Below are 26,584 nucleotides of genomic sequence, written 5' to 3' on the forward strand. Positions count from 1 at the left end.
AAGCTATCGAAATTGCTAGAGAGCGTTTTTGGCCTTTTTTCCAAATGCGCCCTGAAATCATTGAATAATCAAGCTGATTTTGATTCCGCCATTCGACCCCGACAAGTCCGATGACTGCAGCCAGCACTAAAGCGCTGAGTTCGTTATCAGATAGCTCTTTTCGGGGCTAAATTTTAAGGTGCGTTTGGAAAGCACGGCAGCGTCGGTTCTCTCCCGCTGCGGGGCGACCGCAACGGTATTGCGAAGACACCATAGTGGCACGGCTGGACTCCCGAGCGAAGCCGGCCAAGCCTATTGAAGCATGACCCAAATGGATCAAGGCGGCTGGAGTTTTGCGAGCCGCTTGTCGAAGCGCTCCCACTGGGATGGCGCGCCGATAAAGCGTATTCCTCCGGCGAAGGCCGCCTTGCCTGAAATGATGTGACGGTGAAGACATAGGCGTATGACTGAGCATACGCCTATTCCGAAGACCTCTCGGCTTGACGTTATCTCGACGGGAGCCCGGCGCCGTTGGACATTGGACGCGAAGCACCGGATCGTGGCGGAGAGCTATAGCGGGCCACGGCTTGTGTCGGTGACGGCGCGGCGAAACGGGCTGTCCGCGAGCCAATTGTTCACGTGGCGCCGGCTGGCTCGGGAAGGCCGGCTTGTCGAGGCGGATGAGACCACAGTGTTTGCACCGGCGATTATCCGAGGCGAATCCCTGGCGGGCAGTCAGACGTCGGTGCCGGAACATGTCGTCCCTGCGGAGAACGTGCCATCTCCGTCCTGTCTGACCACGGCATCAGGCCGGATCGAGATCGTGCTGATGCACGGGCCTCGCGTGATCGTCGACACTGGTGTCGATGCGGCGGCGCTTCGCCGGGTTCTCGATGTGTTGGAGCGCCCATGATCCCACTTCCGCAGGGGGTGCGGGTCTGGCTCGCGACCGGCCACACCGATATGAGGAAGGGGTTTGCGAGCCTGTCGTTGCTGGTGCAGGAGGTGCTGCGGCGCGATCCGCTGAGCGGTCATCTGTTCTGCTTCCGGGGACGTCGGGGCGATCTGTTGAAGGTGATCTGGCACGACGGCCAAGGCGCGTGCCTGTTCACGAAGCGGCTGGAGCGAGGCCGCTTTTTGTGGCCGAGCGTGGCGGACGGCGCGATAACGATCTCTCCGGCGCAGCTCGGCTATCTGCTGTCGGGGATCGATTGGCGCCATCCGCAGGAAAGTTGGCGTCCGACGTCGGTGGGATGATGGATTTGGCTTGCAGGCGATGATGGATGTGATTCCATCGCCTTGTGAAACCCGCGTCTGAATCGCTTCCGTCCGATCTTGCTGCCGCCCACGCGATGATCCTCGCGGAGCGCGCCGCGCGAGTGGAAGCGGAAGCTGTTGCGGCGGGCGCCAAAGCCGAGGCGGCCACCGCTCAGGCGGACCTCTCCAGCCATGAAGCGCTGATCGCCCATCTGAAACTCCAGATCGAGAAGCTGCGGCGCGAACTCTACGGCAGCCGCTCGGAACGCACGGCGCGGCTTCTCGAACAGATGGAACTGCAACTGGAAGACCTGGAGGCCGCCGCAACCGAGGATGAACTGGCAGCGGAGAAAGCGGCGGCGCGAACGGAGACGGTCAAGTCGTTCGAGCGCAGGCGACCTTCGCGCAAACCCTTTCCCGAGCATTTGCCGCGTGAGCGCGTGGTGATTGCTGCGCCCGAGAATTGTCCCTGCTGCGGCTCGGCGAAGCTGTCGAAGCTCGGCGAGGACGTCACTGAGACGCTGGAGGTCGTTCCCAGGTCCTGGAAGGTGATCCAGACGGTGCGGGAGAGATTCTCCTGCCGGAGCTGCGAGACGATCGCGCAGCCACCGGCACCGTTCCATGTGACGCCGCGCGGCTTCGCTGGGCCGAACCTTCTGGCCATGATCCTGTTCGAGAAGTTCGGCCAGCACCAGCCGCTGAACCGGCAGAGCGAGCGATATGCCCGCGAGGGGATCGATCTGAGCGTATCGACACTGGCCGACCAGGTGGGCGCCTGCACGACGGTGCTGCAGCCACTCCACGCGCTGATCGAGGCCCATGTCCTGGCCGCGGAACGGTTGCACGGTGACGACACCACGATCCCGATCCTGGCGAAGGGCAAGACGGTCAAGGGGCACATCTGGACCTACGTCCGTGACGATCGTTCCTTCGGCAGTCGGGCACCGCCGGCGGCGCTGTATTACGCCTCGCGCGACCGACGGCACGAACATCCCGTCCGGCATCTTCGCGACTTCGCCGGCATTCTGCAGGCCGACGCTTATGACGGGTACAACGAGCTTTACGCGGCGTTCCGCTTGCCGGGGCCGATCACATCGGCGCTGTGTTGGGCGCACGCAAGGCGGCAGTTCTTCGAGTTGGCTGATATTGCCGCCAATGCCCGGCGTGGCAAGAAGGCAGCCGCGATCTCGCCTGTCGCGCTGGAGGCCGTCAGGCGCATCGATATGCTGTTTGATATCGAGCGCGGCATCAATGGCCTTGTCGCTGACGAGCGGCGGCGCGTCCGCAAGGAGCAGAGCGCCCCTCTTGTGACGGCCCTGGAAGCCTGGCTGCGGGAGGAGCGTGCCCGCCTGTCGCGCTCGGCCTCCGTTGTCGAGCCGATCGACTACATGCTCAAGCGTTGGGACCGGTTTGCGCGATTCATCGACGACGGCCGGATCTGCCTCACCAACAACGCGGCCGAACGCGCGCTGCGCGGCTTTGCTCTGGGACGCAAATCCTGGCTGTTCGCCGGCTCCGAACGCGGTGCCGATCGTGCCGCTGCCATGGCCACGCTAATCATGACGGCGAAGCTCAACGATATCGATCCGCTGGCCTGGCTTGCCGACGTACTCGGCCGCATCGCCGGCATCCCGCAGGGGCGGCTCCATGAGCTGCTGCCCTGGGAATGGAAACGCACGGCGTCAAATCCCGCCGCCGCTCAGGCAGCCTAACTATCACGTCGGGTCAAAACGGCATCGACGGGCTGCGCGATCTTCTGGCGTGGAATTGGAGTGTCGCACCCGAACGAACTGGGATGGCGGCATGATGCGCATCATCGCAGGCTGGCCGGCTCGACTGCGGTCTCGGCGTCCGCAGTATCGGCGTGGATAGCCTCCCGGATCAGCCGCTCCGTCGTCTGCTCGAAATAGAGCCAGAGGTCCGTGTGCAGGTCAGAAAACTGCCGCCACACCACGGTGTCGAAAAAGCGGCGCGGTGCCCTGACCATGATCGTCGTCGAGCGCTGCCGCGGATATCGGAACGGCCGAATGCCATAACGCCGGCACAAGGCGATGAACAATCGGACCGACCATTGGTCCGGCAAGCTGAACTTCATCTCGACGGCGGGATCGCGGCGGCAGGCCTCCTCGAGCTTGGCCTTCAGCCGCTCTGCCGCGGCTTCGGCGGCATCACGTTCTCCCGCAGTGGTCGCGCCGAAATATAGCGCTTCCACCTTCTTTAGCCGCTCCCGAAGCTGCTCTTCGATCAGCATAACCTCGCTCCTTGATAGAAACGAGGCCATCGCACGAACCGGCCGTCAATCGCGGAAAATACGCCGTCCACACATCATTGCACGGCCGGCCTGGAGTTCGGACCAGAGTCTCCCGCGGCCTTGGGCGGATGCTTACGATAAAGCCGACCATCACCACATTCGGGGTGGGCCCGTGCGTGTCGACTCAGTGAAGATCACGGGCGTGCGGTCGCGGACTTGCGATGCGTTCGTCCGGGGCTCGGAGCCCGGATAGAAGACGCAGCGCGACGGATCGTCGGAGAAATAGACAAAGGCTCGCGTTCGGCTGGCCGAGTCCTGAACCTCGAACGACTCGGCGCGCTCGACCAGCTTCCAGTGCTTCGAGAAGGGTCTTAGTTGGCGTTCCATTCGGTAATTTTAGCAGGCTGGAGACAACGCCTAGCTAGTCTGCTCAACACCGAGGACAACGAGAAGAGTTTTGCAAACGTCTCAGAAGTGGCCGGAAATGGCCGGATCAAAAGACAGGGGGTTTGCAAAACTAGGTGAGAGATTTCAACGGCCTAGCCCGAAAGCCGTTGTGCTACCGTTACACCATTCCCCAATAATTGCTTCAATGACATCAATATCTTACACGAATGTCCGAGCAATCGGCTGGAGCGGGATTTTGCAAATCGCCGCTTTCGCTGGTGCGTCGTTCTACTCGCTCGGTCCGGGCCTTGGCAAGCGCGGAAGGAGGGGTTTTTGGGACGGCGTACATGGCGAGGCAGCAGGTGCCGCCCAGACGAACTCGCCGTCATTGCGAGCTGCGCGAGGCAACCATCATGCCGCAGAAAGAATGGATTGCGTCGTTCGCTTCGCTCCTCGCAATGACGGTTCTTGCCATCACGCGGGCCTACAACGCGCAGCTACTTGATCTTCTCATACGCCGCGGCGAAATCGGCCAGCGGCATGGGAATCGTGATGGTTTCCTTGGCCATATTCTGGAACGAAACCTTCAACTGCTTGCCGGATTTCAACGCGGCCAGCACGTCAGGCGAAATCTGGAGGTTGGCGTAGCAGCCGCGCGCCTCGCAGGTCTGGATCTGCAGCTCGGACGTCTTGCCGTCGTCGACCTGAAGCTTGGCGCCGGCCGGCAGGTTGAGCCCGAGCGGCAATTGCACCAGCGCGATCGGCGCGCGGGTTTCGGCTGATACGCGGACATTGATCAGCACGATCAACTGGCCGGTCTTGGTCAGAACCGCGCTCTGCTCGATCGCGCATTCGAGCGGCGCGCCGCGGCTTGCGCTGCTGCACCGCGCAACCCAGCCGGGAGGGGCGGGCGTGTTGGCGGGCGCTCCATCGGCCGCGGCGGGAGCCGGGGTTGCCTGCGCCGTGGGCGCCGCGTTTTTGGCTTTGGCCGATTGCGCCTGGCCATGGCCGGGCCATCCGAATGTCAGGGCCAACGCGACGACAAACTTTACTGAAATCTTCACTAATCCGGCTCCGAAATGAACGTCCTTCGGATGTGCCGGCCACCGACCAAAGTCAAGTCATTCGGCGGCTTGCTTGACGGGGTCGCGTTCGCCCGGATCAGCATCCCGGTCCGGATTGGCCGACCGGCTCCAGCGCGCAAACGCATTCGAGAGCCGGTCGAGATAAACGTAAACCACCGGCGTCGTGAACAGCGTCAGCGCCTGGCTGACGATCAGGCCGCCGACCATGGCGTAACCCAGCGGCTGGCGGATTTCCGATCCGGTGCCGGTACCGAGCATCAGCGGCACGCCGCCAAGCAGCGCCGCCATCGTCGTCATCATGATCGGGCGAAACCGCAGCAGCGCGGCCTTGCGGATCGCGGCTTCAGGCTCCAGGCGCTCGTCGCGTTCGGCCGTGATGGCGAAGTCGATCATCATGATGCCGTTCTTCTTCACGATGCCGATCAGAAGCACGATGCCGATCAGGGCGATCAGGCTGAAATCGAATCCGAACAGCATCAATATGGCGAGCGCACCGACGCCGGCGGACGGCAGCGTGGACAGAATGGTGATCGGGTGGATGTAACTTTCGTAGAGAATGCCGAGGATCAAATACACCACCACGAGGGCTGCAAGGATCAACAGCGGCACGGTGCCGAGCGACTGCTGGAACGCCTGCGCCGTGCCCTGGAAGCTCGACTTGAGCGTCGCCGGCGCGCCAAGCTCAGCCATCGCCTTCTGCACCGCGTCGGTCGCCTGGCCCAGCGCCACGCCCTGCGCCAGGTTGAAGCTGATCGTGGTCGCCGGAAACTGGCCCTGATGGCTGATCGACAACGGCCGCACCGGCACGCTGGTCCAGGTGGCAAAGGCCGACAGCGGCACCTGGTCGCCGGTGGCTGGCGATTTCACATAGATCTTGTTCAGCGTGTCGAGACTGCCCTGCAATTCCGGCAGCACTTCGAGCACCACCTTGTAGGTGTTGAGCTGCGTAAAGTACTGCGTCACCTGGCGCTGGCCGAACGCATCATACAGCGTGTCGTCGATCAGTTGCGGCTGGACGCCGTAGCGCGAGGCGGTATCGCGGTTGATCTTCAGCTCCAGCGTGGTGCCGTTGGTCTGCTGGTCGGTGGCGACGTCGCGAAGCTCGGGCAGCGTCTGCATCTTCGCCAGGATCTTCGGCGCCCACTCGTTCAGTTCGGCAAGGTCGGCGTCCTGCAGCGTGAACTCGAACTGGGTCCGGGTCGGCCGGCCGCCGAGCCGCACGTCCTGCGCCGCCTGCATATAGAGGCGGGCGCCCTCGACCTTATCGAGTTGGGGACGGAGGCGGGCGATGATCGCTTGCGCAGACGCCTTGCGCTCGTCGCGCGGCTTCAACGTGATGAACAGATTGCCATTGTTGCCGGCGCGGCCGCTGCCGCCGATCACCATCGCGACCGAGGCCACATCGGGATCGGCCTGCACGATCTTGCCGAGTTCCTCCTGGCGCCGCTTCATGTCGGCGAAGGAGATGTCCTGGCTGGCCTCCGAAGTAGCCGTGATCAGGCCGTTGTCCTGCTGCGGAAAGAAGCCCTTGGGGATGATGACGAACAGATAGACCGACAGACCGAGGGTAGCGAAGAAGATCATCAGCGTCGTGAACTTCCAGCGCAGCGCGAGATCGAGACCGCGCTCATAGGTGTGCAGCATCGCGTCGAAGCCGCGCTCGCTCCATTGATAGAACCGGCCGTGCCTGACCTCGCCGTGCGCGCGCAGGAAGCGCGAGGCCATCATTGGCGTCAGGGTCAGCGACACGATCATCGACACCAGGATGGTCATCGCCAGCGTCACCGCGAACTCGCGGAACAGCCGGCCGATGATGCCGCCCATCAGCAACAGCGGGATCAGCACCGCGACCAGCGAGACGCTGATCGAGACGATGGTGAAGCCGATTTCACGGGCGCCCTTGAAGGCGGCGGCAAGCGGCTTTTCGCCTTGCTCGATGTATCGCGTGATGTTCTCCAGCATCACGATGGCGTCGTCGACCACGAAGCCGACGGCGATGGTGAGCGCCATCAGCGAAAGATTGTCGAGCGAATAGTCGAATACCCACATCAGCGCGCAGGCGCCGAGCAGCGCCAGCGGCACCGTCACGGCCGGAATCACAGTCGCCCAGAAACTGCGCAGGAAGATGAAGATCACCATGACGACCAGCGCGATGGTGAGCAGCAAAGTGAATTGCACGTCGTGCACCGCTGCGCGGATAGTCTGGGTGCGATCGCTGATGACGTCGATCTTGATTGCCGATGGAATCGCAGCGACCAGCCGCGGCAACTCCGCCTTGATCTTGTCGACGGTCTCGATGACGTTGGCGCCGGGCTGCTTGTACACGATCAGGAACACGCCGCGCTTGCCATTGGCCCAGGCCGCCTGCTTGGCGTCTTCCGGCCCGGTAACGGCCTGGCCGATATCGCGGATTCGCAACGGGCCGCCGTTGCGATAGGCGATGATGACGTCGTTCCAATCCTTTGAGTCCGGCAACTGGTCGTTGGCGTAAATGGTGTAGGCGCGGCGGTCGCCGTCGATATTGCCTTTGGGGCTGTTCACAGTCGTGATCGCAATCTGGTTGCGTACGTCCTCCAGCGACAGCCCCTTGGCGACGAGCTTGGCCGGGTCGATCTGAATGCGGATCGCCGGCTTCTGCTGCCCGCCGATGATGACCTGAGCGACGCCGGAGATCTGGCTGATCTGCTGCGCGAGCTGGGCATCGACGGCGTCGCTGACTGATGTCAGCGGCAGCGTGTCCGACGTCGCCGACAGCAGGAGCACGGGCGAGTCGGCCGGGTTGACCTTGCGATAGATCGGTGGCGAGGGCAGGTTTTTCGGCAACTGGCCGCCGGCGGCATTGATCGCCGCTTGCACGTCGTTCGCGGCGGCATCGATCGAGCGGTTGAGATCGAACTGAATATTGATCGCCGTCGTGCCGAGATAGCTGGTCGATGTCATCTGCGCGACGCCGGGAACCTGCGCGAGTTGACGCTCCAGCGGCTGCGCCACCGACGAGGCCATGGTTTCCGGGCTGCCGCCGGGCAGGGAGGCTGTCACCTGGATGGTCGGAAAATCGACCTGCGGCAGGGGCGCGACCGGCAAAAGCGGATAGGCGACGAGGCCGACGAACATGATTCCGGCCATCATCAGCGAGGTGCCGATCGGGTAGCGAATGAAGGGCGCGGAGATCCCGCCGCTCATTCTCGGGCATCCCTGGATTGGGCTGGCTCCGAACTGGCGACCGCCGTCGTGACTGACGTGCCCGGCTGCACCTTGAACTGGCCCGCCGTGATCACCCGCTCGCCGGGCGACAGTCCCTCATCGACGACGGAACGTCCGTCGATCGAGCGTGTCACCTTGATCTTGCGGAGCTCGGCCTTGTTGTCCTGGTTGACCGTGTAGGCATAGAGACCATCGCTGCCATGCTGCACGGCGTCGTCGGGAACCACGGTCGCGTCCTTCAGCGTTGCAACCAGCAGCCGGGTCGAAACCGACTGGCCCGGCCACAGCGCGTGATCCTTGTTGTCGAACACCGCCTTGAGCCTGATCGTTCCGCTCGACGTGTCAACCTGGTTGTTGATCAGCGAAAGCGTGCCGGTGGACAGCACCCGCTTGCCGTCGGTGGAGAGCGCGATCGTTTTGGGAGACCCGGCTGCCAGCGCGGCCTTGATCTCCGGCAACTGGTCTTCCGGCGCAGTGAAAATCACCGCGATCGGCTCGATCTGGGCGATGCTGACAATGCCGGTCTGCGTCGCGGCGTTGACGATGTTGCCGACATCGACCTGGCGCAGGCCGGCAATGCCCGAGAACGGCGCCTTGACGGTCGCGTAATCGAGCTGCGTCTGCGCATTGGCGATTGCTGCATCGTCGCCGGCCACCTGCGCCGTCAGTTGCGCGACCAAAGCACGCTGGGTATCCGTTTGCTGGCGGGTCGCGAACTCACCGAGCCGGGTGGAGCGCTGCAGGTCGAGGTTGGCATTGGCGAGATTGGCCTGGTCCTGCGCCTTCTTGGCCTTGGCCTGATCGAGCGCAGCCTGGAACGGCCGCGGATCGATCTCGACCAGCGTGTCGCCTTCGCGAACGAACTGGCCTTCCTGAAACGCGATCCTGTTGATCTGGCCGTCGACCCGGGTGCGGACCAGCACCGTGTTGAAGCCTTGAACGGTGCCGAGGCCGGTCAGATAGACAGGAAAATCGGCCTTCTCGACAGTGGCGATCTTGACGGGAACGGCGACATGGGCCGGAGCACGCTGTTGGGCATTGGCCTGTGCGGCGTGGTTCTCGCCGTGGAAGCGCTGCCAGCCCAGGTAACCCAGCGCGCCGATCGCTGCGAGCAACAAAACCCAACGGACGGTGTGCGACCTCGACATGCCTGACTCACAGGTTCAGGAAAAAGACCAATGGTTGCTCAGGAAGAGTTCCCATCAGGACGAGTTCCCATCAGGGCAGATATAAAGTGCGCGCGTTTGAGGTGTACAAACACTAAGGCTTGAGAATCCTAAACAATCGGAAAGGTTTGAAGCCGCGGTGCGCATGGTTCGGCGCCGCCAAATCTCTCGCGATCTCCGGCGTGAATTTCGCGCAGGGTCGAATACGCGATTGGTTGCAGCGGAGTTCTTAGAACCATTTCAAACTACAGATTAGAATCGCTGTGATCTGAGCGGATTCAACCGGAGTCCTGCTCCAATCGCGTTGACCCAAAATTTCTCGCTCGGTACCTACCGCGGGACTACTCGCCGCATGTCGACTTGCGTGAATTGAAATTGATCAGAGGCATAATGAATTTTGCGAAGGCACCGAGGTCGCGTCGCTTTGAAGCGACGATCAACTCGGTCGGCCGAACGCTCGGAAGCAATCCGCCGCTATTTAATCGCTACGTGGCCTCCGGCGGGCACCATTTCGGCCTCCATGTCGACAACGCGGTGAGGGGAGATCGTCTCACCGGCCAGCGGATCCGGACCGACCCGTCGGTGACGCTGTTTCTGTCGGAGCCGGACGAGTACGACGGGGGCGGGCTGGTGGTCGAGGGTCTCTGCGGGTCGCACGAAATCAAGCTCGCGCCCGGGGACCTCGTGCTTTATCCTGCGTCTAGCTTGCATCTGGTCACGCCGGTCACACGAGATATGCGCGTGGCGTCTTTTGTCTGGCTGCAGAGCATGGTACGAGATGCTCACGCCCGCAGCCTGATCTTCGATCTCGACACCTCGATCCAGGCCCTGGTGGAGCGGCTTGGGCGAGACGACCCTGAAACGGTCAAATTGACCGGTATCTATCACAACCTGATCCGCTACTGGGCCGAAGTATGAATATGTCACTTTCTCGCACGACACTTACGGTGATCTCGACGCTGGCGATGCTATCGCTGGCGATGCCGTCCTCGGCCCAGCAGGGCACGGCTCCCGCAGCCCCGTCCGCGGTCCAGCAGGCTCCCGCCGTTTCGCAAACCCCTGCGGCGCCAGTCCAGGCAGCGCAGCCGGCTCAGGCCCCAGCGGCGAGCGCCGGCGTGACCGCACCTTCGGATGCGACCGCCGCACCGGCCGATCGTGAAGGCAAATTGTCGAAGGCGGCGGCCGCCGTGCCGCGCGAGTTGTCGCCGTGGTCAATGTATCAGGATGCCGACGTCGTGGTGAAGGCCGTGATGATCGGTCTTGCCTTTGCTTCGCTGGTGACCTGGACCATCTTCATCGCCAAGATGTTCGAGCTGACCGTGGTTCAGGGTAAGCTGCGCAGGGCTCTTGCCAAGATCGCCGACGCACGGTCGCTGGCGGAAGCGCAATTCGCGCTGGGCGCCAAGGGCAGCGTGCTGGCATCCTTCCTTGCAGCGGCGATGCGCGAGGCGCGGCTGTCGGCCGGCATCTCGAGCGACGCGGGCATCAAGGAGCGCGCCGCTTCCAGTTTTGCTGAAATCGTGCGCGCCGAGGCACGGCGCATCCGGCTCGGCATGGGACTGTTAGCGACCATCGGCGCGACGTCGCCCTTCGTCGGACTGTTCGGCACCGTCTGGGGCATCATGAACAGCTTCATCGGCATTTCGAAATCGCAGACCACGAACCTGGCCGTGGTGGCGCCCGGCATCGCCGAAGCGCTGCTGGCCACCGCCATCGGTCTCGTCGCCGCGATCCCCGCCGTCATCATCTACAATCACTTCGCGCGGGTTACCAAAGGCTACCTGGAACTGGTCAACCGGGCGTCGGGCGTTGCGGGGCGGCTATTGTCGCGCGATCTCGACCGCACACACGTCAGCGGCGGGCAGCGCGCCCGCGGGGCAGCGGAGTAGGCAATGGGCGCCTCGATCGCAGACACCGACGTCGATGACGACAGCGATTTTGCGGAATCGCACGAAATCAACGTCACGCCGTTCATCGACGTCATTCTCGTCCTGCTGATCATCTTCATGGTCGCGGCGCCGCTATCGACCGTCGACCTGCCGATCGATCTGCCGACGTCGACCGCCACCCCGCAGAAGAAGCCGGACAAGCCGACTTATGTGAGCATCAAGCCGGATCTCTCGGTTGCGATCGGGGAAAACATGGTCAAGCGCGTCGACCTGGTGCGCTCGCTCGATGCGATGCCGGATGCCAGCAAGGAGCGCCACGTCTTTCTGCGCGCCGATCGCGCGGTACCCTATGGCGAGTTGATGGACATTCTCGAAATCCTGCGCGCCGGCGGCTATTCGAAGATCAAGCTGGTGGCGCTCGAAGGTGTTCCAGATGGAGCGGCGTCGCAAGCGGCGGCGCCGGCAAAGCCTTGACCGGTCTCGACGAGCAAAAGCCATCCCGGCGGCTCTGGATTTCTGCCGCGGTGATCGCGCTCGCGCTTCACATCGGGGGAGCAGCGCTGGCGATTGTGCATTTGCAGACCGAGGAAGCCGATGACGCCCTCGGCGCAACGGCGATCGAGATCGGGCTCGAAATGGCCTCCGTCCGTCGGGAGGTGACCGACCTCCCACCGGGGCCGGACACCGATGCTTCCGCGGCTTCGCCTCAGCTCTCCGAACAGAAGGCCGAGGTCAAGGAAACCGAACTCCCGCAGGACAAGCCGACCGAGCCCGAAGAGGCCGACCGGGTGGTGACGGAGAACGAGTCGAAGAAGCCGAAAGAGGACGATCCGAAGATCGCGGCGGTGCAGACCTCGGCTTCCACCGAGTCGGTTGCCTCCGAAGCCACCGCGACGCCGAGTTCGGAGGCGATTCCGGAAGGGCAGCATTCCGTCGCGCCGGTGATCGGCACTGGCGAGAGCGCGCGGCGCGCACGCGCGACCTGGCAGAAGGAGCTGGTCGCGCATCTCGACAAGCACAAGCGGTACCCGAAGGAACGGCAGCAAAAATCCGCCGAGATCCAGATTCGCTTCACGCTCGACCGCATGGGCCACGTGCTCTCGACCGATATCGAAAAAGGTTCGGGCGATACGGCCTTCGACGAAGCGGCGCTGGCGATGCTGCGGCGCTCCGATCCGGTGCCGATGCCGCCACCGGTGATCGCCGACGAAGGTCTGACCTTCACCTTGCCCGTGATCTTCCGCGTCAAGAGCAAGAGCTGACGTTCGCGCCTTGCTGGGAAGCCGTAGCCCGGATGAGCGCAGCGACATCCGGGGGCGGTGCTAGCCAAATTCAATAGCCGGTTGTTTGTCACTGCTGTTCCCGGGGTCGCTTCGCTCGCCCGGGCTACAGGTTTGGTTTAGATCGGATAATGCTGTGGTCCCGTCTCGATCGTGATCCAGCGCAACTCGGTGAATTCGGCGATGCCGGCCTTGCCGCCGAAGCGACCATAACCTGATGCCTTGACGCCGCCGAACGGCATCTGCGCCTCGTCGTGAACCGTGGGGCCGTTGACATGGCAGATGCCGGAATCGATCCGTTTGGCGACCTCGAAGGCGCGGGCGATGTCGCGGCCGAATACGGCGGCTGATAGTCCGTACTCGGTGTCATTGGCGACGCGCACGGCTTCGTCCACACCGTTGACGCGCACGACGCAGACCACCGGCCCGAACGACTCCTCGCCGTAGATGCGCATCGACGAGTTGACGCCGTCGATGACAGTTGCCGACATCAGCGTGCCCTCGCTGCGCCCGCCTGCAACCACCTTGGCGCCCTTGCTGACGGCATCGTTGATCAGGGCCTGGATGCGGGCCGCAGCATCGGTGCCGATCAAGGATCCCAGCGGCGCATTGCCCTTGCGGGGATCGCCGGCGACCAGCGACCCGGCTTTCGCCGCGAGTTTTGTCACGAAAGTGTCGGCGATCTTCTCGTCGACGACGAGGCGTTCGGTCGACATGCAGATCTGGCCCTGGTTCATGAAGGCGCCGAACGCAGCCGCGGCAACGGCCGCGTCGATATCGGCATCGTCGAGCACGATCATCGGCGCCTTGCCGCCAAGTTCGAGCAAGGCCGGCTTGAGATATTTCGCCGCGACCTGCGCGATAATGCGGCCGACCCGCGTCGAGCCGGTGAAATTGACCCGGCGCACCGCGGGATGGCCGATCAGCATTTCGATCAGGGCCGGCGCGTCTTCCGGCGCGTTGGTTATAACGTTGAGGACGCCCGGCGGCAGACCGGCGTCGCGCAAGCACTCCGCGATCAGCCGATGGGTGCCCGGGCAGATTTCGGAGGCCTTCAGCACCACGGTGTTGCCGCAGGCCAGCGGCAGCGCGATCGCGCGTACGCCGAGGATGACCGGCGCGTTCCACGGCGCCATGCTCAGCACCACGCCGGCGGGCTGGCGTACCGCCATCGCGATGCAGCCCGGCTTGTCCGAGGGGATAACTTCGCCCGAAATCTGCGTGGTCATGGCGGCGGCCTCGCGCAGCATGCTGGCAGCGAGGTGGACGTTGAAGCCGGCCCAGCCGGCGGTCGCGCCGGTTTCGGCGGCCATCAGCTCGATGAACTGCGGTGCCTTCGATGCCAGAAGATCGGCGGCTTTCAGCAGGATCGCTCGCCGGGCATTCGGGCCGGTGGCGGACCAGGCCGGAAAGGCCGCAGCGGCGGTGTCGGCCGCGCGCCTGGCATCCGTGATCTGGGCGGCCGCGGCGCGGCTTGCCACGTCACCCGTGACCGGATTCAGGCGATCGAACGTTCCGCCGTTCGACGCCGGAACATCCTTGCTATCGAGCAGCAGTGAGATTTCGTACATGGCTTTCTCTCCTCAAGCGTGGCGTTATGATGATGGTGTGGCGGCCGGCGCTACGCCGCCGAGATAGGCGCGCTGGACGGCGGGATCAGACTTCAGATGATCGGCGGTGCCGTGGCCGACGATGACGCCGTTTTCCAGCACATAGCCGCGGTCGGCGATCCGCAGGCTTTGCTGCGCGTTCTGCTCGACCAGCAGTAATCCGACGCCGGCCTCGTGCACCCGCCGCAGCGTGGCGAACAACTCCTGCACCATGGCGGGCGAGAGCCCGAGCGACGGCTCGTCCAGCAAAAGGATATCCGGATTGGACATCAGTGCGCGGCCGATGGCGAGCATCTGCTGTTCGCCGCCGCTCATGGTGCGCGCGATCTGGGCGGCGCGTTCGCGCAGGCGGGGAAACAGCCCGAGTACCTGTTCACGCCGCGCCGCTTCGCCCTCGCGGGCGCGCTTCGGATTGGCGCCGAGCAGGAGATTTTCCTTCACCGAGAGGTCACCGAAGATGCCGCGGCCCTCCGGCACCAGCGCCAGCCCGCTCTCGACGATGTCGTGCGCGGCAAGCGTGGAGATATCGCGGTCGCCGAGGCGCACCTGCTTGCCCGGAAGCGTCCGCACAACGCCCGCGATGGCCTTCAGCAGCGAGGTCTTGCCCGCGCCGTTGGCGCCGAGGATCGTCACGATCTCGCCGCGCCCGACGTTCAGCGCAACGCCGTCGAGCGCGCGATGCAGGCCATAGGCCAGGCTGAGATTGGCGACCTCAAGCATCGGCGGCCACCCTGCCAAGATAGGCTTTTACGACCGCCGCATGGCTCAGAACATCGGTGGTTGCGCCTTCGGCGATCTTGCGGCCACTGCTCATCACGACACAGCGATCGCACAGCGCGCGCACCGCGTTCATCACATGCTCGACCAGCACGATGGTGATCCCGTCCGATTTCAACGACCGGATCAGGTCGATGCCGATCATGAGTTCGGATGGATTTAAGCCCGCGAGCCATTCGTCGAGCAGCAGAAGCCGCGGCTTGGCGGCGAGGGCGCGGGCGAGTTCGAGGCGCTTGCGGTCGATATAGGTGAGGTCGGCCGCCGGCCGCCGGTCGTGCCCGGCAAGGCCGACGCGGTCGAGGAGGGCGTCGATCCGGACCTCGGCCTCGGCGGCGGGCAGATGAGGTTTCTGAAACGCCAGACCGGCCTTAATGTTTTCGCGGCAATCCATGCCGTCGAGCACGCGGACGAGTTGAAATGTCCGCGCCAGGCCAAGCCGCGCGATCCGGTACGACGCAAGGCCCGTGATGTCCCGACCCATCAGGCGGATGGCGCCGGAATCGGGACGCAGCACGCCGGACATCAAATTGAGCGCTGTGGTTTTGCCCGACCCGTTGGGGCCGAGCAGGCCCATGATTTCGCCTTGCCCGACGGCAAAGCCGAGATCATTCACCGCGACCAACCCGCCGAAGGCGCGCCGCAGGCCGTCGACTTCGAGTACCCGCGTTGTGCTATCCCGGCTCATGCGGCCACCCGTCTGGTGGTTTTGCCGTCCGGCGTCGCCGCCAGCTTCTCGAACAATCCCGCGACGCCCCGCGGCAGCATGTAGACGATCAACAGGAAGATGCAGCCGAGGATGATCGTGAACGTGTTCGGAAAGCGCGCGCTCAGCAGCTCGAACAGCAGCGTCAGCGGCACGGCGCCGAGCACCGGTCCCCACAGTCGGTGCGCGCCACCGAGCAGCGCCATGATCAGCACCTGAAACGAGATCATCGAATTGAAGGCGATCGATGGTTCGATATAGGTCCATCGCGGCGCCATGATCGCGCCGACCAGCGTCATGACGGTGGCGCTGATCGTGAACAATGCGACCTTGGCGAAGGTGGTGTTAATCCCGCAATGCTTAGCGACCGTCTCGTCCTCGCCGATCACCCGCAGCGCAAAGCCTAAGCGCGAGCGCGCGATCAGCCAGCCCAGCAGGAACACGGCGGCCGTGAGCGCCAGCAACTGCCAGTAAATATCGGCCTGAGTGATGTCGACGAAGACATAGCGCCCGAGCACGCGCGATTTGTTGACCTCGAACCAGACCACGAGCTGGCGGATCAACTCGGTCAGGCCGAACGTGAAGATGACGAAGTACACGCCGCTCAGGCGCAGCGTCGAGAGCCCGACGATGGCAGCCACGAAGGCGCCGAGCGCCGCCGCGATCAGCAGCACCAGCGGCCAGGGCAATATCTCGCCGAGCACGGCGACGGTATAGGCACCGACGCCGAAGAAGGCGGTCGTCGCCAGCGAGACGTAGCGTGTCGGGCCTGAGAACATGCTCCAGGCCGTCGCCAGCACGGTGTATTGCAAGAGGCTGATGGCGAGCGCGAGATAATAGGCGTTGCCGAGACGCGGCACGAAGGCCAGCAGCACAAGGGCTGCGAGCGCAACGACGCCGAAGCCTGCGGTTCGCGCGTTCATCGTGTTGCCCTGCCAAACAGGCCGGCGGGTTTCACCAGCAGCACGGCGAGAAACAATGCAAAATTGACCGCTAGCGTCAGGCCGGGATCGACATAGGAGGCAACCAGCGCCTCGCTCAGACCAAGCGCAAGGCCCGCGACCAGGCAGCCCAGCATGTTGCCGACGCCGCCCATCACGACGACGATCAATGCCTTCATGGTGAAGACCACACCGGATGATGCGCTGAAGGTGAGGAATGTGCTGACCAGAACGCCCGCGGCGGCCACCAGCGCGCCGCCCAATGCAAACGTGAGCGCGGAAGCCTGCGACACGTTGATCGCGACAAGCTGGGCGGCAAAAGGATCGACGGCAACGGCACGGACCGCCGTGCCGGCGCGGGTCCGCGTCAGCGCCAGATAAAGCGCGAGGCCAAGCAGAATGGTGATGCCGAGTGCGGCGAGGCGGTTGGCCGCGACGGTCTCGCCGAGAAACTGCACGGGGAAGGCAAGGAACGAGTAGCTGTAATAGGCGCCGCCGAATAGCGCGACCATCGAGCCCTGAATCACGAAGGTGAGCCCGAAGGTCGCGAGAATGCTGTCGACCTCAAGCGCGTCGCGGTTGGGCGCGCGGCGCACCAGCGGCGTCAGCAGCAGCTTGTAGATGGCGAAGTTCAGCAGGAAGGCCGCGGGCACGATCAGCACCAGTCCGACAAACGGACTGACGGCCCAGCCCGTAAACAGCCAGTGCGACGCAAAGGCCGCCGCAATCAGAAACTCGCCATAGGAGAGGTTCATGATCCGCGCAACGCCGTACTGGAGCGTGAGCCCCATGGCGATGAGCGCATACATGCCGCCCAGCATCAGGCCGGTCAGGATGGCGTTCGTCATGACAGAACCGGCCGCGTTGGCGTGACGTTACGGCGCCACCCAAGCCGGCTTCGGCACGATCGCGGTGCGCGCGCCTTCGTTCTTTGCCGGAGCGATGCCGTAGAACTCGCCGTCCTGCCACTGGCCGACCCACCAGTAGCGCGTCGGCATGTTGTTCTCGAGCTTGACCTTGCCGATCACGGTATCGAACGAGCCGGTCTGAAGGTCCTTGATGACGGCGGCGCGGTCGATCTTGCCGACGCGCTCGATCGCCTGCTGCAGCATCTGCAGGCTGGCGTAGGTGACCGCGCTGGCCCAGCGGTCCGGCTCGGCGCCGTTGGCGGCGGAGGCCTTGTGGCGGGCGAGGTAGTCCTTGATCGCCGGGCTGTCGCCGCTCCAGCCGCCGATGCCCATCACGCCTTCGGTGTTCTTGCCGAATTTCTGGCGATAGAGCGGGAAGGCGGTACCGACGCCGGTATAGAATATTTTCGGATTGAAGCCGGTGATCCGCGATTGTTCGGTCAGCGCCAGCGTATCCGGCGGATAGCTGAAGGCGATGAAGACATCCGGATTGAGCGCTTTCACTTCGTTAATGATCGGAGCGAGATCCTGCGTGCCGATCGGGTAGCTCTTGTCGTAGGCGAGTTTGAATTTGGCATTGGTGAGCGCCGGCCGCGCCGCGCTCGACAGGTCGATACCGAAGCCGTCGGCGATGCTGACCATCGCGACCGTGTCGCCGATCTTCTTTTCGTCGCGCAGCTTGGAAAGCAGTTCGACCAGTGTCTTGGCGGAATCCGCTGACGTGCCGAGCAGCCAGAAACTGTTGGGCCAGCGTTTTGCGAGTTCCGGCGCGCGGTCGGTCACGGCAGTCGCGGCGAGGTGCGGATAGCCTTCGCGATTGAGCGTCGGGCCGACCGCCAGATTGAGGCCGGTGCCCCATGGCGGCAGGATGAAATCGACCTTGTCCTGATTGATCAGCCGCTCGAGCGCGCGCACGGCCTCTTCGGCGTTGGAGCGGTCGTCGTACTGCACGACCTCGATCGGGACGCGCTTGTCGCCGAGCTTGATGCCGCCGGCGGCGTTCACTTCCTTCACCCACAATTCGTAGTTGGGGATCGTGGTGACGGCAGCACCGCCGGTGTTGGGCCCGGTGCGCGAAATCGCGTAGCCGATCTTGATCGAGGTTTGCGCTTGCGCGATGGCGGCCAGGCCGAGGGTGGCGGCGCAGGTGGCGGCCGCGAACAGGGCGGCGCGCCGCGTCAGAAATGTCGTCATGTTCTCCTCCCGGGGATGCTTCGGTGGCGCCATTGGCTGGCGCTCGTGATCGCCCTGACGTTAGGGGAGGTCATAGGAGGCTTGGAATTGGACGAAACCGGGTAAAGATTGTACTTTTCGGGTAATGCCCCGGTTTACTGGCGGCGGATTGTCTCAGGAGACGGGACCATGTCGGTATCACTAGGGCTGAACGGACTGCCGGTCGGCATCGCGCTGGCGGTGCGTGCGGAGGCATTTTCGGCATCCTTGGCGGCACGATCGTGGGTGATCCGTCAGAAGTCCGGGCGTCGCGCGCATCTGTTGCTGCTGCAATCGGATCGTGGCCGTGCGTCATGGCACGGGACCGGCGTTGCACTTGAAGCGCCAGCGCTGCTTTGGCTGCCGGGGAGCATCGATGCGACGGTGGAAGTAGGGCCGGGCGCGCACGGGTTCCTGTTGTCGGTAGACGATGATTTCCTGATCAAGATCGTCGCAGGCAATGCCGAGGCGCTGCATCTGCGCAGGACCACCGAGCGCGTTGCATTGATCGCCGGCGAGGCGCTTCCGCCATATCTCGACACGATCGCTGAATCATGCCGCGCCATCGTGGCGGAGCTGCGCACGCCGGGCTTTGGCGGCGCGACGCTGATATCCTCGCATTTGCTGCTGCAGTGTTTGCAACTTTGGCGGCTCAGCGCCTCGCACGATGAGCGTCACGAGGTGGCGGCGCGCGGCGGCGGTCCGGCGCTGGTCGGCAATTTCCTGCAAATGGTCGAGCTGCATTATCGTGACGGCTGGCCGGTGGCGCGCTATGCGGACGCCCTTGGCGTCACGTCGGACAAGCTGCACGCCCATTGCCAGCGCGAGAAAAATTGCGGCCCGCGCGCGATCATCCACGAGCGCCTGGTCCGCGAGGCCTGCACGCGGCTGCAGCAGCTCGATCTTCCCGTCGAGCAGATCGGATACGGTCTGGGTTTCCGCGATCCGGCCTATTTCAATCGCTTCTTCCGCAAGTACCGCGGCGCATCACCGGGGAATTATCGCCGGCAAATACGACTGGAGCACGCGCGCAGCGGCCCTTCCTACGCGGCGTGGCCATGAAGCGATTGTATCGCGGAAATTCAACCGGCGCGGGAATGCGTCCGCGTCAGCGCCAGAAGTAGCGAATGCTGACATAGACCACGGCGAGGCACGCAAAGATCAGCGCCACCGGAAGCCTTGGTTTTGTCACCGGGCCGGATGCGGCAGCTTTGGGCCGCGGGGGCGGCCTTCGGAACGCGGTGACGTTGCCGGCTTCGGTGACCGGCTCGCTCGCGCGCGAGGGAATTTCGGGTGGCGTTCCGGAGCCGCCCATCTCGGCATAATAGCTCTTGTACATGAGCTGGATGGTGGCCTCGGACGCGTCCGCCTCGGTCATCCTCGCGAGCAACAACTGCCTGTAGCCTTCAAGAAAGTTCTGCGCCTCGGCGGGCAGGGCGGAAAACCCGTTGAGCTTGGCCAGCATTTTCCAGGTTGCGAAATCTGCCCTCGCGCGGGTGTCGGCGCGTCGTGCAATCAACATATCGGCAGCTTTTGTCGCCATGGTCCGGGTCGATTCTTCCCTGTCCCTTGTTTCTATCTGAAGTTAAGCGTTGCCGGTGATGAAGAGAAGCGCGCTGATCACATAACCGGTCAATGTTCGCAGTATCGCCGAAATAACATCAAGATTTAGGCCGAGCTGTGCACCGATAACTGGAAGCAGGATCAAAAGACCGAGCAGGATCAGTATCCCGTAGGGTTCCAGCCGCGACAGCGGGTAAGCCAGCACCCGCGGCAGCAGTCCGACGGCGACCCGGCCGCCATCCAGCGGCGGAATCGGCATCATGTTGAAGATCGCAAGCACAATATTGATCAGGAAAGCGTTTTTGAGGTTGTCCGCGGTCCATTTGGCGGCCTCGGCCGGCACCAGGGGCAGGGCATGGAAGGCAAACGCCACGATCGTCGCCAGGATGATGTTGGTGGCTGGCCCGGCCAGCGCCACCCAGACCATGTCGAGCCGGGGATGGTTCAGGTTCCGGAAATTCACCGGGACCGGCTTGGCGTAGCCGAACAGGAACGGAGAGTGCGCCAGCAAGAGCAGGCCTGGAAGAATCACCGTCCCGAACGGATCGATATGCTTGAAAGGGTTGAAGCTGACCCGGCCAAGCTGCCAAGCGGTATTGTCGCCGAGCTTGTATGCCACAAAGGCGTGCGCGGCTTCGTGGAACGTGATGGCGATAAGGAGGGGGAGTACCCAGACGGAGATGCCGTAGAGTGAGATGTTCAAGCGGTCTGTCCCGGTTTGCGCTTCGAAGCCGGTAGCCTAGCACGGCGCCGCTACTGGGGAACTATCTCCTGGTATTGCGGTAAACCGTCGTCGAGCCGCACCCAGGCCATCTTTTCCGAGACCCAGATGTGCTCGGTCGGTGCAAAGGCGTTGCGGTCGTCGAAGGCGGCCAGCGCGACGCCGATCACGGTGCCGTTGGTCCGCCGGGAAAACAGCCGCGTCCCGCAAACCTTGCAGAACACCCGGTCGAGCGCCTCCGACGACGGATAGCGCGCGGTGTCGCCCTCGACCGAAAGCGCCCGCTGGTCGAACAGCGCCCGGGCAAAGAACGGCGAGCCCATCGCCTTCTGGCAGTTGCGGCAGTGGCAGATGCGGACATTGACCGGCTCGCCCTCGGTCTTGAACCTGACCGCGCCGCAGAAACATCCGCCTTCTCTGGTCATTGTGTCTCCGTGGCTGCATTCGCCGTTCTGGCGGCTGATATCCTGGTGATACCCGTTACGCCTCGGCAATGGCTTCTATTTCCAATAGCCAGGCCTCGTCGAAAATGCCTGCAATGATAACTGTAAGTGCGGGGGCGTGATCACCCAAAGCCTCTTGTCGCGCTTGACGGTTTTCGAGCGCGTGTTTTCTGTCGGATAGGAAGATCGTAACCTTCACAAGATTGCCGATCGTCATGTCTGCGGCTTCGAGCTGTGCAACGACGTTGGCCCATACAAGCTTCGCTTGCTCAGCAAAACTGTCCGGCACCGCGCCGCCGCGAGCCATGGGAATCTGACCGCTGATGTAAAGCCGCCGGATGCTGTTCGTTGTTTCCAGGGCTTGGGAATAACCGCCGACCGCCTCAGGGGCCGACTTGGCGTTTATCGATCGAAGTTTCAACGGCATCGTTTCTGGTCCAGCAGTTTGCTCGAGCGATCCAACAGGTAAGCTGTAAGAAGGCAACCGCCGTTGTCGCATGGGGTCTCGCCTCGGCGCCAGCCGTCTATCGGCTAATAGGTTGCCCGGCCGCCGGAGATGTCGAACACCGCGCCGGTTGAGAAGGCGCAGTCTTCCGACGCCAGCCACGCGACCATCGCCGCGAGTTCTTCGACCAGGACAAAGCGTCCCTTCGGGATCTTCGAAAGCATGAAATCGATGTGCTGCTGCGTGAGCTGGTCGAAGATCGCGGTTTTCGCCGCCGCTGGTGTCACCGCGTTGACGAGGATGTCTTGCTGCGCGAGCTCCTTGCCGAGCGACTTGGTCAGCGCGATCAGACCGGCCTTGGAGGCCGAATAATGCGCGGCGTTGGGATTGCCTTCCTTGCCGGCGATGGAGGCGATGTTGACGATGCGGCCGTATTTCTGCTGCAGCATCGCCGGCACCACCGCCTTGCAGCAGATGAAGGGGCCGTCGAGATTGATGCGCAGCACCTTGCGCCATTCGTCGAGGTCGGTTTCCCACACCGTCTTGTTGACGCCGGCGATGCCGGCATTGTTGACGAGGATGTCGATCTTGCCGAGCGCCTTCAGCGTCTCATCGCGGGTCTTCTCGACCGCGGCGAGATCGGAAACATCGACCTTGAAGGCCGACGCGGCAGGGCCGATTTCCTTGGCGGTCTTTTCAGCGAACGGCAGATCGTGATCCCAGATCGCGACCTTGGCTCCGGATGCGACGAAGCGTTCGGTGATCGCGCGGCCAAACCCCTGCGCCCCGCCGGTGACGACGGCGCAACGGCCGTTCAGATCGATCTTGTTCATGGGATTTCTCCTGCGTTACAGCGTCCAGCCGCCGTCGATGACGTGCGCGACACCGGTGGTAAACGCGCTTTCATCACTGGCCAGATAGACGGCGAGCGAAGCGATCTCCTCGGCGGTGCCGAGCCGTCCCATCGGCTGCCGTGAGATGAACATCTCGCGTCCGTTGGGGCCGGCGGCGGCTGCGCGGTCGAGCATCGAAGGGGTTTCGATGGTGCCGGGGCAGATGCAGTTGCACCTGATACCCTTGCTGATGAAGTCGGTGGCGACCGAGCGCGTCAGCGCCGCAACGGCGGCCTTGGTCGCGCCGTAGACGTAGCGGTTCGGCGCGGCCTTGAAGACGCCTGCAGCCGACGAGATATTCACGATCGCGCCGCGGCCTTGTTCCAGCATGCCCGGCAGGAACGCGCGGATCGTGCGGTGCATCGACTTGACGTTGAGGTCGAACGAAAAATCCCAGTCTTCATCGGAGCAATCCAGCACGGTGCCATGATGCACGAAGCCGGCGGCATTGAGCAGGATGTCGGTCTTGCCGGCGCGCTTGGCCACGGCAGCGACCGCCGCGCTGTCTCGCACATCGAGTTTCGCCACTTCGGCGATGCCTTCGCTCTTGAGCGCGGCGAGCTTGGCCTCGTCGATGTCGGTGGCGAACACCGTTGCCCCTTCACGCGCAAAGGCCACCGCGCAGGCGCGGCCGATTCCGACGGCGGCCGCGGTGACGAATGCGCGCTTGCCCTTCAGGCGGTCTGACATTTTCTTCTTCCTTGAGCGATTGAGGATTGTTTCTCGACGTCATACGCGGGCTTGACCCGCGTATCCATCTTCTTCGCAAAAGGGATGGATTGCCGGGTCAAGCCCGGCAATGACGATCCTACTATCTAATGATTATCCCGCGCCACGCCGACTGTGCCGGCAATATTATGATAGCGCGTTGCGAGTTCCATGCAGGCGCCGGTAGCCTGCTGGCCGACGGTGGAGCGATAGAGCTCCTGCCACGGTGTCTGGTTGGCCGGGTAGGGGAAGCCGCCCTTGTCCTTCAGCTCGGCACGACGCTTCTTCAATTCATCGCTCGTGATCAGGATGTTGGCGTCACCCTTGTTGAGGTCGATGCGAACCTTGTCGCCGGTCTGTAAAATCGCAAGCCCGCCATCGGCGGCGGCTTCCGGCGAGGCGTTGAGGATCGACGGCGAACCCGAGGTGCCGGACTGCCGGCCATCACCGATGCAGGGCAGCGACAGGATACCGCGTTTGATCAGCGCTGCCGGCGGCTGCATGTTCACGACCTCGGCGCCGCCGGGATAGCCGATCGGCCCGGCGCCGCGGATGAACAGGACGCAGTGCTCGTCGATGTTGAGTGAGGGATCGTCGATGCGGTCGTGATAATCCTCAGGCCCCTCGAACACGATGGCGCGGCCTTCGAACGCATTCGGGTCTTTGGGATTGATCAGGTAGCGGTCGCGGAATTCCTTCGAGATCACGCTGGTCTTCATGATCGCGGAATCGAACAGGTTGCCGCGCAGCACCAGGAAGCCGGCGTCCTTCACCAGCGGCTTGTCGTAGCTCCAGATCACGTCGCCGTCTGGCTTGGCCGCCTCGCGGCAGTTCTCGCCCATGGTGCGGCCGTTGACCGTCACGGCGTCCTCATGGATGCGCTTGTGCGCCATCAATTCGCGCACCACCGCCGGTACGCCGCCGGCGCGATGATATTCCTCGCCGAGATAGAAGCCGGCCGGCTGCATGTTCACCAGCAGCGGGATGTCATGGCCATGCTTCTGCCAGTCGTCGATCGAGAGTTCGACGCCGATGTGCCGTGCCAGCGCATTGATGTGGATCGGCGCATTGGTTGAGCCGCCGATCGCCGAATTCACCACGATGCAGTTCTCGAACGCCTTGCGGGTCAGGATGTCGGAAGGTTTGAGATCCTCCCAGACCATCTCGACGATCCGTTTTCCCGTCTCATAGGCGATCTGGCCGCGTTCGCGATACGGCGCGGGGATCGCCGCACAGCCCGGCAGCGACATGCCGAGCGCTTCCGCGAGCGAGTTCATCGTCGAGGCGGTGCCCATGGTGTTGCAATGGCCGACCGACGGCGCCGAGGAGGCCACGATATCGATGAATTCGTTGTAGTCGATCTCGCCGCCAGCGAGCCGCTCGCGGGCTTTCCAGACGACGGTGCCGGAACCTGTGCGCTCGCCGTTGAACCAGCCGTTCAGCATCGGGCCGCCCGAGAGCACGATCGCGGGCAGATTGACGGTCGCCGCCGCCATCAGGCAGGCCGGCGTGGTCTTGTCGCAGCCGGTGGTCAGCACAACGCCATCCAGCGGATAGCCGAACAGGATTTCGACCAGGCCGAGATAGGCGAGGTTGCGGTCGAGCGCCGCGGTCGGCCGCTTTCCGGTCTCCTGGATCGGATGCGTCGGAAATTCCATCGCGATGCCGCCGGCGGCGCGGATGCCTTCGCGCACCCGGTGCGCCAGTTCGAGATGGTGGCGGTTGCACGGTGACAGATCGTTGCCGGTCTGTGCGATGCCGATGATCGGCTTGCCGGACTGCAATTCCTCGCGGGTCAGGCCGTAATTGAGATAGCGCTCGAGATAGAGCGCGGTCATTCCCGGATTATGCGGGTTGTTGAACCACTCGAGGGAACGTAGTTTCCGGCCCTTGCCATTGGTGGCAGTTTTGTTGTCGTTCTTTTTCACTGGTTCCTCCCGCACTGCAAACTTGTGGACGGCTTACGTCACGGCAGCGATGCACCATGCCAAGAATTTCATCCGCTGCAACGCGCTTGCCTTCTCCCGCCTGAGCAATTCGATCTTAGTTCGGCCCAAAAGATAGCGCTACCATTTTCTGTCCACGCGCAATCCATACCGGAGACGGCGGCGATCAAGCGCTTTGTGGCGACGAACTCTCGCGGACCATCAACTGAAAACCAAGGTTGAGAATCGGCTCCCGCGGGCGACGGCCCTCGATCGCGTCGATCACCATCGTAACAGCGTGCCGGCCCATTTCGTAGCGATTGGTGCGCACACTGGTGAGCGAGGGGACCGCAGAGGCCGTGAATTCCAGGTCGTTGAAGCCGACAATGGCCAAATCGCGGGGAACCGACATTTGCCGACGCTGGCATTCGAACAGGACGCCGAGCGCGAGGTCGTCATTGACGCAGAACACCGCGTCGATGTCGGACGTCCGGGCGAGAAGATCGGTGAACAAAGTTCCACCGAGTGTGACGGTGGTTGGCACCGAAGTGGTGACGACGAGGTTCGGGTCGAACAGCGAGGCCCCTTTCATGGCATCACGATACCCTTCGAACCGCCGCTGCACGCGAGGATCCATTCGCGCGCCGAGAAATCCGATGCGGCGGTATCCTTGCTTGAGGATGTGCGAAATGGCCGCAGAAGCTGCATCGTAGTGAGAGAATCCGACCATCATATCGACCGGACTGTCGCCGATCTCCATGATCTGCGTGACCGGGCAATTCATCGACTCCAGGATCGTGCGCGATTCCGCGGTCTGGTTGATGCCGGTGACGATCAATCCCGCGGGTTTCTGCGCCCGAAACAGGCGCAGCAGCTTTTCCTCCTGCAGGATGCTGTAGCGGGTATTGGCGAGCTGGATGGTGTAGCGGCTACCTTCGGAAGAATCGTAGATGCCGCGCAACACATCGGCGAATACGTTGTTGGTGAGGGAAGGAATCACGACGCCGATGACTTCCGTGCGGTGCGAGGCCAGCGCACGCGCGGCGAGATTGGGTACGTAACCCAATTCCTTCACCGCGCTATCGACGCGTTCCCGCTTGCTCAACGACAGTGCTTCGGGGTTCCTGAAAAAACGCGATGCCGTGATTGGGCTGACGCCAGCGAGCTTGGCGACCTCGGTGAGGCGGATTTTGCCAGACTTTGTCTGTTTTCGTCCCATCTTGCGCTCTTATCACGT

Annotated in this window: 25 protein-coding genes and 1 pseudogene; 8 read left to right on the plus strand and 18 right to left on the minus strand. The window is 63.3% G+C overall.

Annotated features, from left to right (window positions below; genetic code table 11):
• Positions 1–517 precede the first annotated feature (517 nt).
• The 3 genes from tnpA (at position 518) to tnpC (ending at position 2,948) form a co-directional block, all read left to right on the plus strand.
• Positions 518–892, plus strand: a complete 375-nt coding sequence (gene tnpA, locus V1279_RS11710) for an IS66-like element accessory protein TnpA (protein WP_334433643.1) — start codon at positions 518–520, stop codon at positions 890–892.
• A complete protein-coding gene (gene tnpB, locus V1279_RS11715; RefSeq protein ID WP_334433644.1) occupies positions 889–1,236 on the plus strand; it encodes an IS66 family insertion sequence element accessory protein TnpB in 348 nt (115 codons plus the stop codon). The genes tnpA and tnpB overlap by 4 nt, the downstream gene beginning before the upstream one ends.
• A 95-nt stretch (positions 1,237–1,331) precedes the next feature.
• A complete protein-coding gene (gene tnpC, locus V1279_RS11720; protein WP_334446238.1) occupies positions 1,332–2,948 on the plus strand; it encodes an IS66 family transposase in 1,617 nt (538 codons plus the stop codon).
• Positions 2,949–3,049: 101 nt separating this feature from the next.
• Here the strand turns inward: tnpC and V1279_RS11725 are convergent, their stop codons facing one another.
• The 4 genes from V1279_RS11725 to V1279_RS11740 form a co-directional block, all read right to left on the minus strand.
• The gene (locus V1279_RS11725) at positions 3,050–3,487 is read right to left on the minus strand and encodes a hypothetical protein (RefSeq protein WP_161855475.1); all 438 of its coding nucleotides are present in this window, start codon (positions 3,485–3,487) and stop codon (positions 3,050–3,052) included.
• An 884-nt stretch (positions 3,488–4,371) separates the two neighbouring features.
• Positions 4,372–4,938 carry an invasion associated locus B family protein gene (locus tag V1279_RS11730; protein WP_442894756.1) on the minus strand — a complete coding sequence of 189 codons (567 nt, stop codon included), beginning with the start codon at positions 4,936–4,938 and terminating at the stop codon, positions 4,372–4,374.
• Positions 4,939–4,995: 57 nt separating this feature from the next.
• Entirely contained in the window at positions 4,996–8,142 is a 3,147-nt protein-coding gene (locus tag V1279_RS11735; protein WP_334435619.1) for a multidrug efflux RND transporter permease subunit, read from the minus strand.
• Positions 8,139–9,311, minus strand: coding sequence for an efflux RND transporter periplasmic adaptor subunit (locus V1279_RS11740; RefSeq protein ID WP_334435622.1), 1,173 nt, complete (start codon positions 9,309–9,311; stop codon positions 8,139–8,141). The genes V1279_RS11735 and V1279_RS11740 overlap by 4 nt, the downstream gene beginning before the upstream one ends.
• Before the next feature lie 486 nt (positions 9,312–9,797).
• Here V1279_RS11740 and V1279_RS11745 point away from each other — a divergent pair.
• From V1279_RS11745 to V1279_RS11760, 4 genes and pseudogenes are all read left to right on the plus strand, one after another.
• Positions 9,798–10,247 (plus strand): annotated as a pseudogene (locus tag V1279_RS11745) (Fe2+-dependent dioxygenase); the annotation flags it as partial.
• On the plus strand, positions 10,244–11,218 hold the full coding sequence (exbB, locus tag V1279_RS11750; protein WP_442894757.1) for a tonB-system energizer ExbB: 975 nt from the start codon (positions 10,244–10,246) through the stop codon (positions 11,216–11,218). The pseudogene V1279_RS11745 and the gene exbB, both read left to right, overlap by 4 nt.
• Before the next feature lie 3 nt (positions 11,219–11,221).
• Complete coding sequence (exbD, locus tag V1279_RS11755; protein ID WP_334435628.1) at positions 11,222–11,692, plus strand: TonB system transport protein ExbD; 471 nt, start codon at positions 11,222–11,224, stop codon at positions 11,690–11,692.
• Positions 11,689–12,480 (plus strand): energy transducer TonB, encoded by a 792-nt coding sequence (locus V1279_RS11760; RefSeq protein ID WP_334435633.1) that lies wholly within the window; start codon positions 11,689–11,691, stop codon positions 12,478–12,480. The genes exbD and V1279_RS11760 overlap by 4 nt, the downstream gene beginning before the upstream one ends.
• A 137-nt stretch (positions 12,481–12,617) precedes the next feature.
• On the opposite strand, the gene V1279_RS11765 is transcribed toward V1279_RS11760, so the two are convergent.
• From V1279_RS11765 to V1279_RS11790, 6 genes are read right to left on the minus strand one after another with little or no spacing between them, the layout of a single operon-like run.
• Positions 12,618–14,069, minus strand: a complete 1,452-nt coding sequence (locus tag V1279_RS11765) for an aldehyde dehydrogenase (protein ID WP_334435635.1) — start codon at positions 14,067–14,069, stop codon at positions 12,618–12,620.
• Positions 14,070–14,093: 24 nt separating this feature from the next.
• Entirely contained in the window at positions 14,094–14,828 is a 735-nt protein-coding gene (locus V1279_RS11770; protein ID WP_334435637.1) for an ABC transporter ATP-binding protein, read from the minus strand.
• Positions 14,821–15,570, minus strand: a complete 750-nt coding sequence (locus V1279_RS11775; protein ID WP_334435639.1) for an ABC transporter ATP-binding protein — start codon at positions 15,568–15,570, stop codon at positions 14,821–14,823. Before V1279_RS11775 ends, V1279_RS11770 begins: the two co-directional genes overlap by 8 nt.
• Complete coding sequence (locus V1279_RS11780; protein WP_334435641.1) at positions 15,567–16,511, minus strand: branched-chain amino acid ABC transporter permease; 945 nt, start codon at positions 16,509–16,511, stop codon at positions 15,567–15,569. The genes V1279_RS11775 and V1279_RS11780 overlap by 4 nt, the downstream gene beginning before the upstream one ends.
• A complete protein-coding gene (locus V1279_RS11785) occupies positions 16,508–17,377 on the minus strand; it encodes a branched-chain amino acid ABC transporter permease (protein ID WP_334435644.1) in 870 nt (289 codons plus the stop codon). The genes V1279_RS11780 and V1279_RS11785 overlap by 4 nt, the downstream gene beginning before the upstream one ends.
• A gap of 27 nt (positions 17,378–17,404) precedes the next feature.
• Positions 17,405–18,631: an amino acid ABC transporter substrate-binding protein gene (locus V1279_RS11790; protein ID WP_334435647.1), complete on the minus strand. Its 1,227-nt coding sequence runs from the start codon at positions 18,629–18,631 to the stop codon at positions 17,405–17,407.
• Positions 18,632–18,799: 168 nt separating this feature from the next.
• Between V1279_RS11790 and V1279_RS11795 the strand changes: the two genes are divergently transcribed.
• Complete coding sequence (locus tag V1279_RS11795; protein WP_334435650.1) at positions 18,800–19,711, plus strand: helix-turn-helix domain-containing protein; 912 nt, start codon at positions 18,800–18,802, stop codon at positions 19,709–19,711.
• 46 nt (positions 19,712–19,757) lie between these two features.
• On the opposite strand, the gene V1279_RS11800 is transcribed toward V1279_RS11795, so the two are convergent.
• From V1279_RS11800 to V1279_RS11835, 8 genes are all read right to left on the minus strand, one after another.
• Positions 19,758–20,192: a hypothetical protein gene (locus V1279_RS11800; protein WP_334435653.1), complete on the minus strand. Its 435-nt coding sequence runs from the start codon at positions 20,190–20,192 to the stop codon at positions 19,758–19,760.
• Between the two features lie 42 nt (positions 20,193–20,234).
• Positions 20,235–20,915, minus strand: a complete 681-nt coding sequence (locus V1279_RS11805; protein WP_334435656.1) for a site-2 protease family protein — start codon at positions 20,913–20,915, stop codon at positions 20,235–20,237.
• Between the two features lie 50 nt (positions 20,916–20,965).
• The gene (locus tag V1279_RS11810; protein ID WP_334435659.1) at positions 20,966–21,358 is read right to left on the minus strand and encodes a GFA family protein; all 393 of its coding nucleotides are present in this window, start codon (positions 21,356–21,358) and stop codon (positions 20,966–20,968) included.
• Positions 21,359–21,413: 55 nt separating this feature from the next.
• Positions 21,414–21,797: a RidA family protein gene (locus V1279_RS11815; protein WP_334446340.1), complete on the minus strand. Its 384-nt coding sequence runs from the start codon at positions 21,795–21,797 to the stop codon at positions 21,414–21,416.
• 110 nt (positions 21,798–21,907) lie between these two features.
• Positions 21,908–22,654 carry an SDR family NAD(P)-dependent oxidoreductase gene (locus V1279_RS11820; RefSeq protein WP_334435662.1) on the minus strand — a complete coding sequence of 249 codons (747 nt, stop codon included), beginning with the start codon at positions 22,652–22,654 and terminating at the stop codon, positions 21,908–21,910.
• Between the two features lie 15 nt (positions 22,655–22,669).
• Entirely contained in the window at positions 22,670–23,404 is a 735-nt protein-coding gene (locus V1279_RS11825; RefSeq protein ID WP_334435665.1) for an SDR family oxidoreductase, read from the minus strand.
• Positions 23,405–23,529: 125 nt separating this feature from the next.
• Positions 23,530–25,350: an IlvD/Edd family dehydratase gene (locus tag V1279_RS11830; RefSeq protein WP_334435668.1), complete on the minus strand. Its 1,821-nt coding sequence runs from the start codon at positions 25,348–25,350 to the stop codon at positions 23,530–23,532.
• 184 nt (positions 25,351–25,534) lie between these two features.
• The gene (locus tag V1279_RS11835; protein WP_334435670.1) at positions 25,535–26,566 is read right to left on the minus strand and encodes a LacI family DNA-binding transcriptional regulator; all 1,032 of its coding nucleotides are present in this window, start codon (positions 26,564–26,566) and stop codon (positions 25,535–25,537) included.
• Positions 26,567–26,584 lie beyond the last annotated feature (18 nt).

The organism is Bradyrhizobium sp. AZCC 1610, assembly GCF_036924515.1.
Taxonomy (GTDB): domain Bacteria; phylum Pseudomonadota; class Alphaproteobacteria; order Rhizobiales; family Xanthobacteraceae; genus Bradyrhizobium.

Coding starts and splice junctions, on each gene's coding strand:
- V1279_RS11775 (WP_334435639.1), bottom strand. CDS start 15,570: ATGAGCCGGGATAGCACAACGCGGGTACTCGAAGTCGACGGCCTGCGG.
- V1279_RS11735 (WP_334435619.1), bottom strand. CDS start 8,142: ATGAGCGGCGGGATCTCCGCGCCCTTCATTCGCTACCCGATCGGCACC.
- V1279_RS11780 (WP_334435641.1), bottom strand. CDS start 16,511: ATGAACGCGCGAACCGCAGGCTTCGGCGTCGTTGCGCTCGCAGCCCTT.
- V1279_RS11835 (WP_334435670.1), bottom strand. CDS start 26,566: ATGGGACGAAAACAGACAAAGTCTGGCAAAATCCGCCTCACCGAGGTC.
- V1279_RS11795 (WP_334435650.1), top strand. CDS start 18,800: ATGTCGGTATCACTAGGGCTGAACGGACTGCCGGTCGGCATCGCGCTG.
- V1279_RS11810 (WP_334435659.1), bottom strand. CDS start 21,358: ATGACCAGAGAAGGCGGATGTTTCTGCGGCGCGGTCAGGTTCAAGACC.
- V1279_RS11820 (WP_334435662.1), bottom strand. CDS start 22,654: ATGAACAAGATCGATCTGAACGGCCGTTGCGCCGTCGTCACCGGCGGG.
- V1279_RS11770 (WP_334435637.1), bottom strand. CDS start 14,828: ATGCTTGAGGTCGCCAATCTCAGCCTGGCCTATGGCCTGCATCGCGCG.
- exbB (WP_442894757.1), top strand. CDS start 10,244: ATGAATATGTCACTTTCTCGCACGACACTTACGGTGATCTCGACGCTG.
- V1279_RS11790 (WP_334435647.1), bottom strand. CDS start 18,631: ATGACGACATTTCTGACGCGGCGCGCCGCCCTGTTCGCGGCCGCCACC.
- V1279_RS11725 (WP_161855475.1), bottom strand. CDS start 3,487: ATGCTGATCGAAGAGCAGCTTCGGGAGCGGCTAAAGAAGGTGGAAGCG.
- tnpC (WP_334446238.1), top strand. CDS start 1,332: ATGATCCTCGCGGAGCGCGCCGCGCGAGTGGAAGCGGAAGCTGTTGCG.
- V1279_RS11740 (WP_334435622.1), bottom strand. CDS start 9,311: ATGTCGAGGTCGCACACCGTCCGTTGGGTTTTGTTGCTCGCAGCGATC.
- tnpB (WP_334433644.1), top strand. CDS start 889: ATGATCCCACTTCCGCAGGGGGTGCGGGTCTGGCTCGCGACCGGCCAC.
- V1279_RS11765 (WP_334435635.1), bottom strand. CDS start 14,069: ATGTACGAAATCTCACTGCTGCTCGATAGCAAGGATGTTCCGGCGTCG.
- exbD (WP_334435628.1), top strand. CDS start 11,222: ATGGGCGCCTCGATCGCAGACACCGACGTCGATGACGACAGCGATTTT.
- V1279_RS11800 (WP_334435653.1), bottom strand. CDS start 20,192: ATGGCGACAAAAGCTGCCGATATGTTGATTGCACGACGCGCCGACACC.
- V1279_RS11825 (WP_334435665.1), bottom strand. CDS start 23,404: ATGTCAGACCGCCTGAAGGGCAAGCGCGCATTCGTCACCGCGGCCGCC.
- V1279_RS11785 (WP_334435644.1), bottom strand. CDS start 17,377: ATGACGAACGCCATCCTGACCGGCCTGATGCTGGGCGGCATGTATGCG.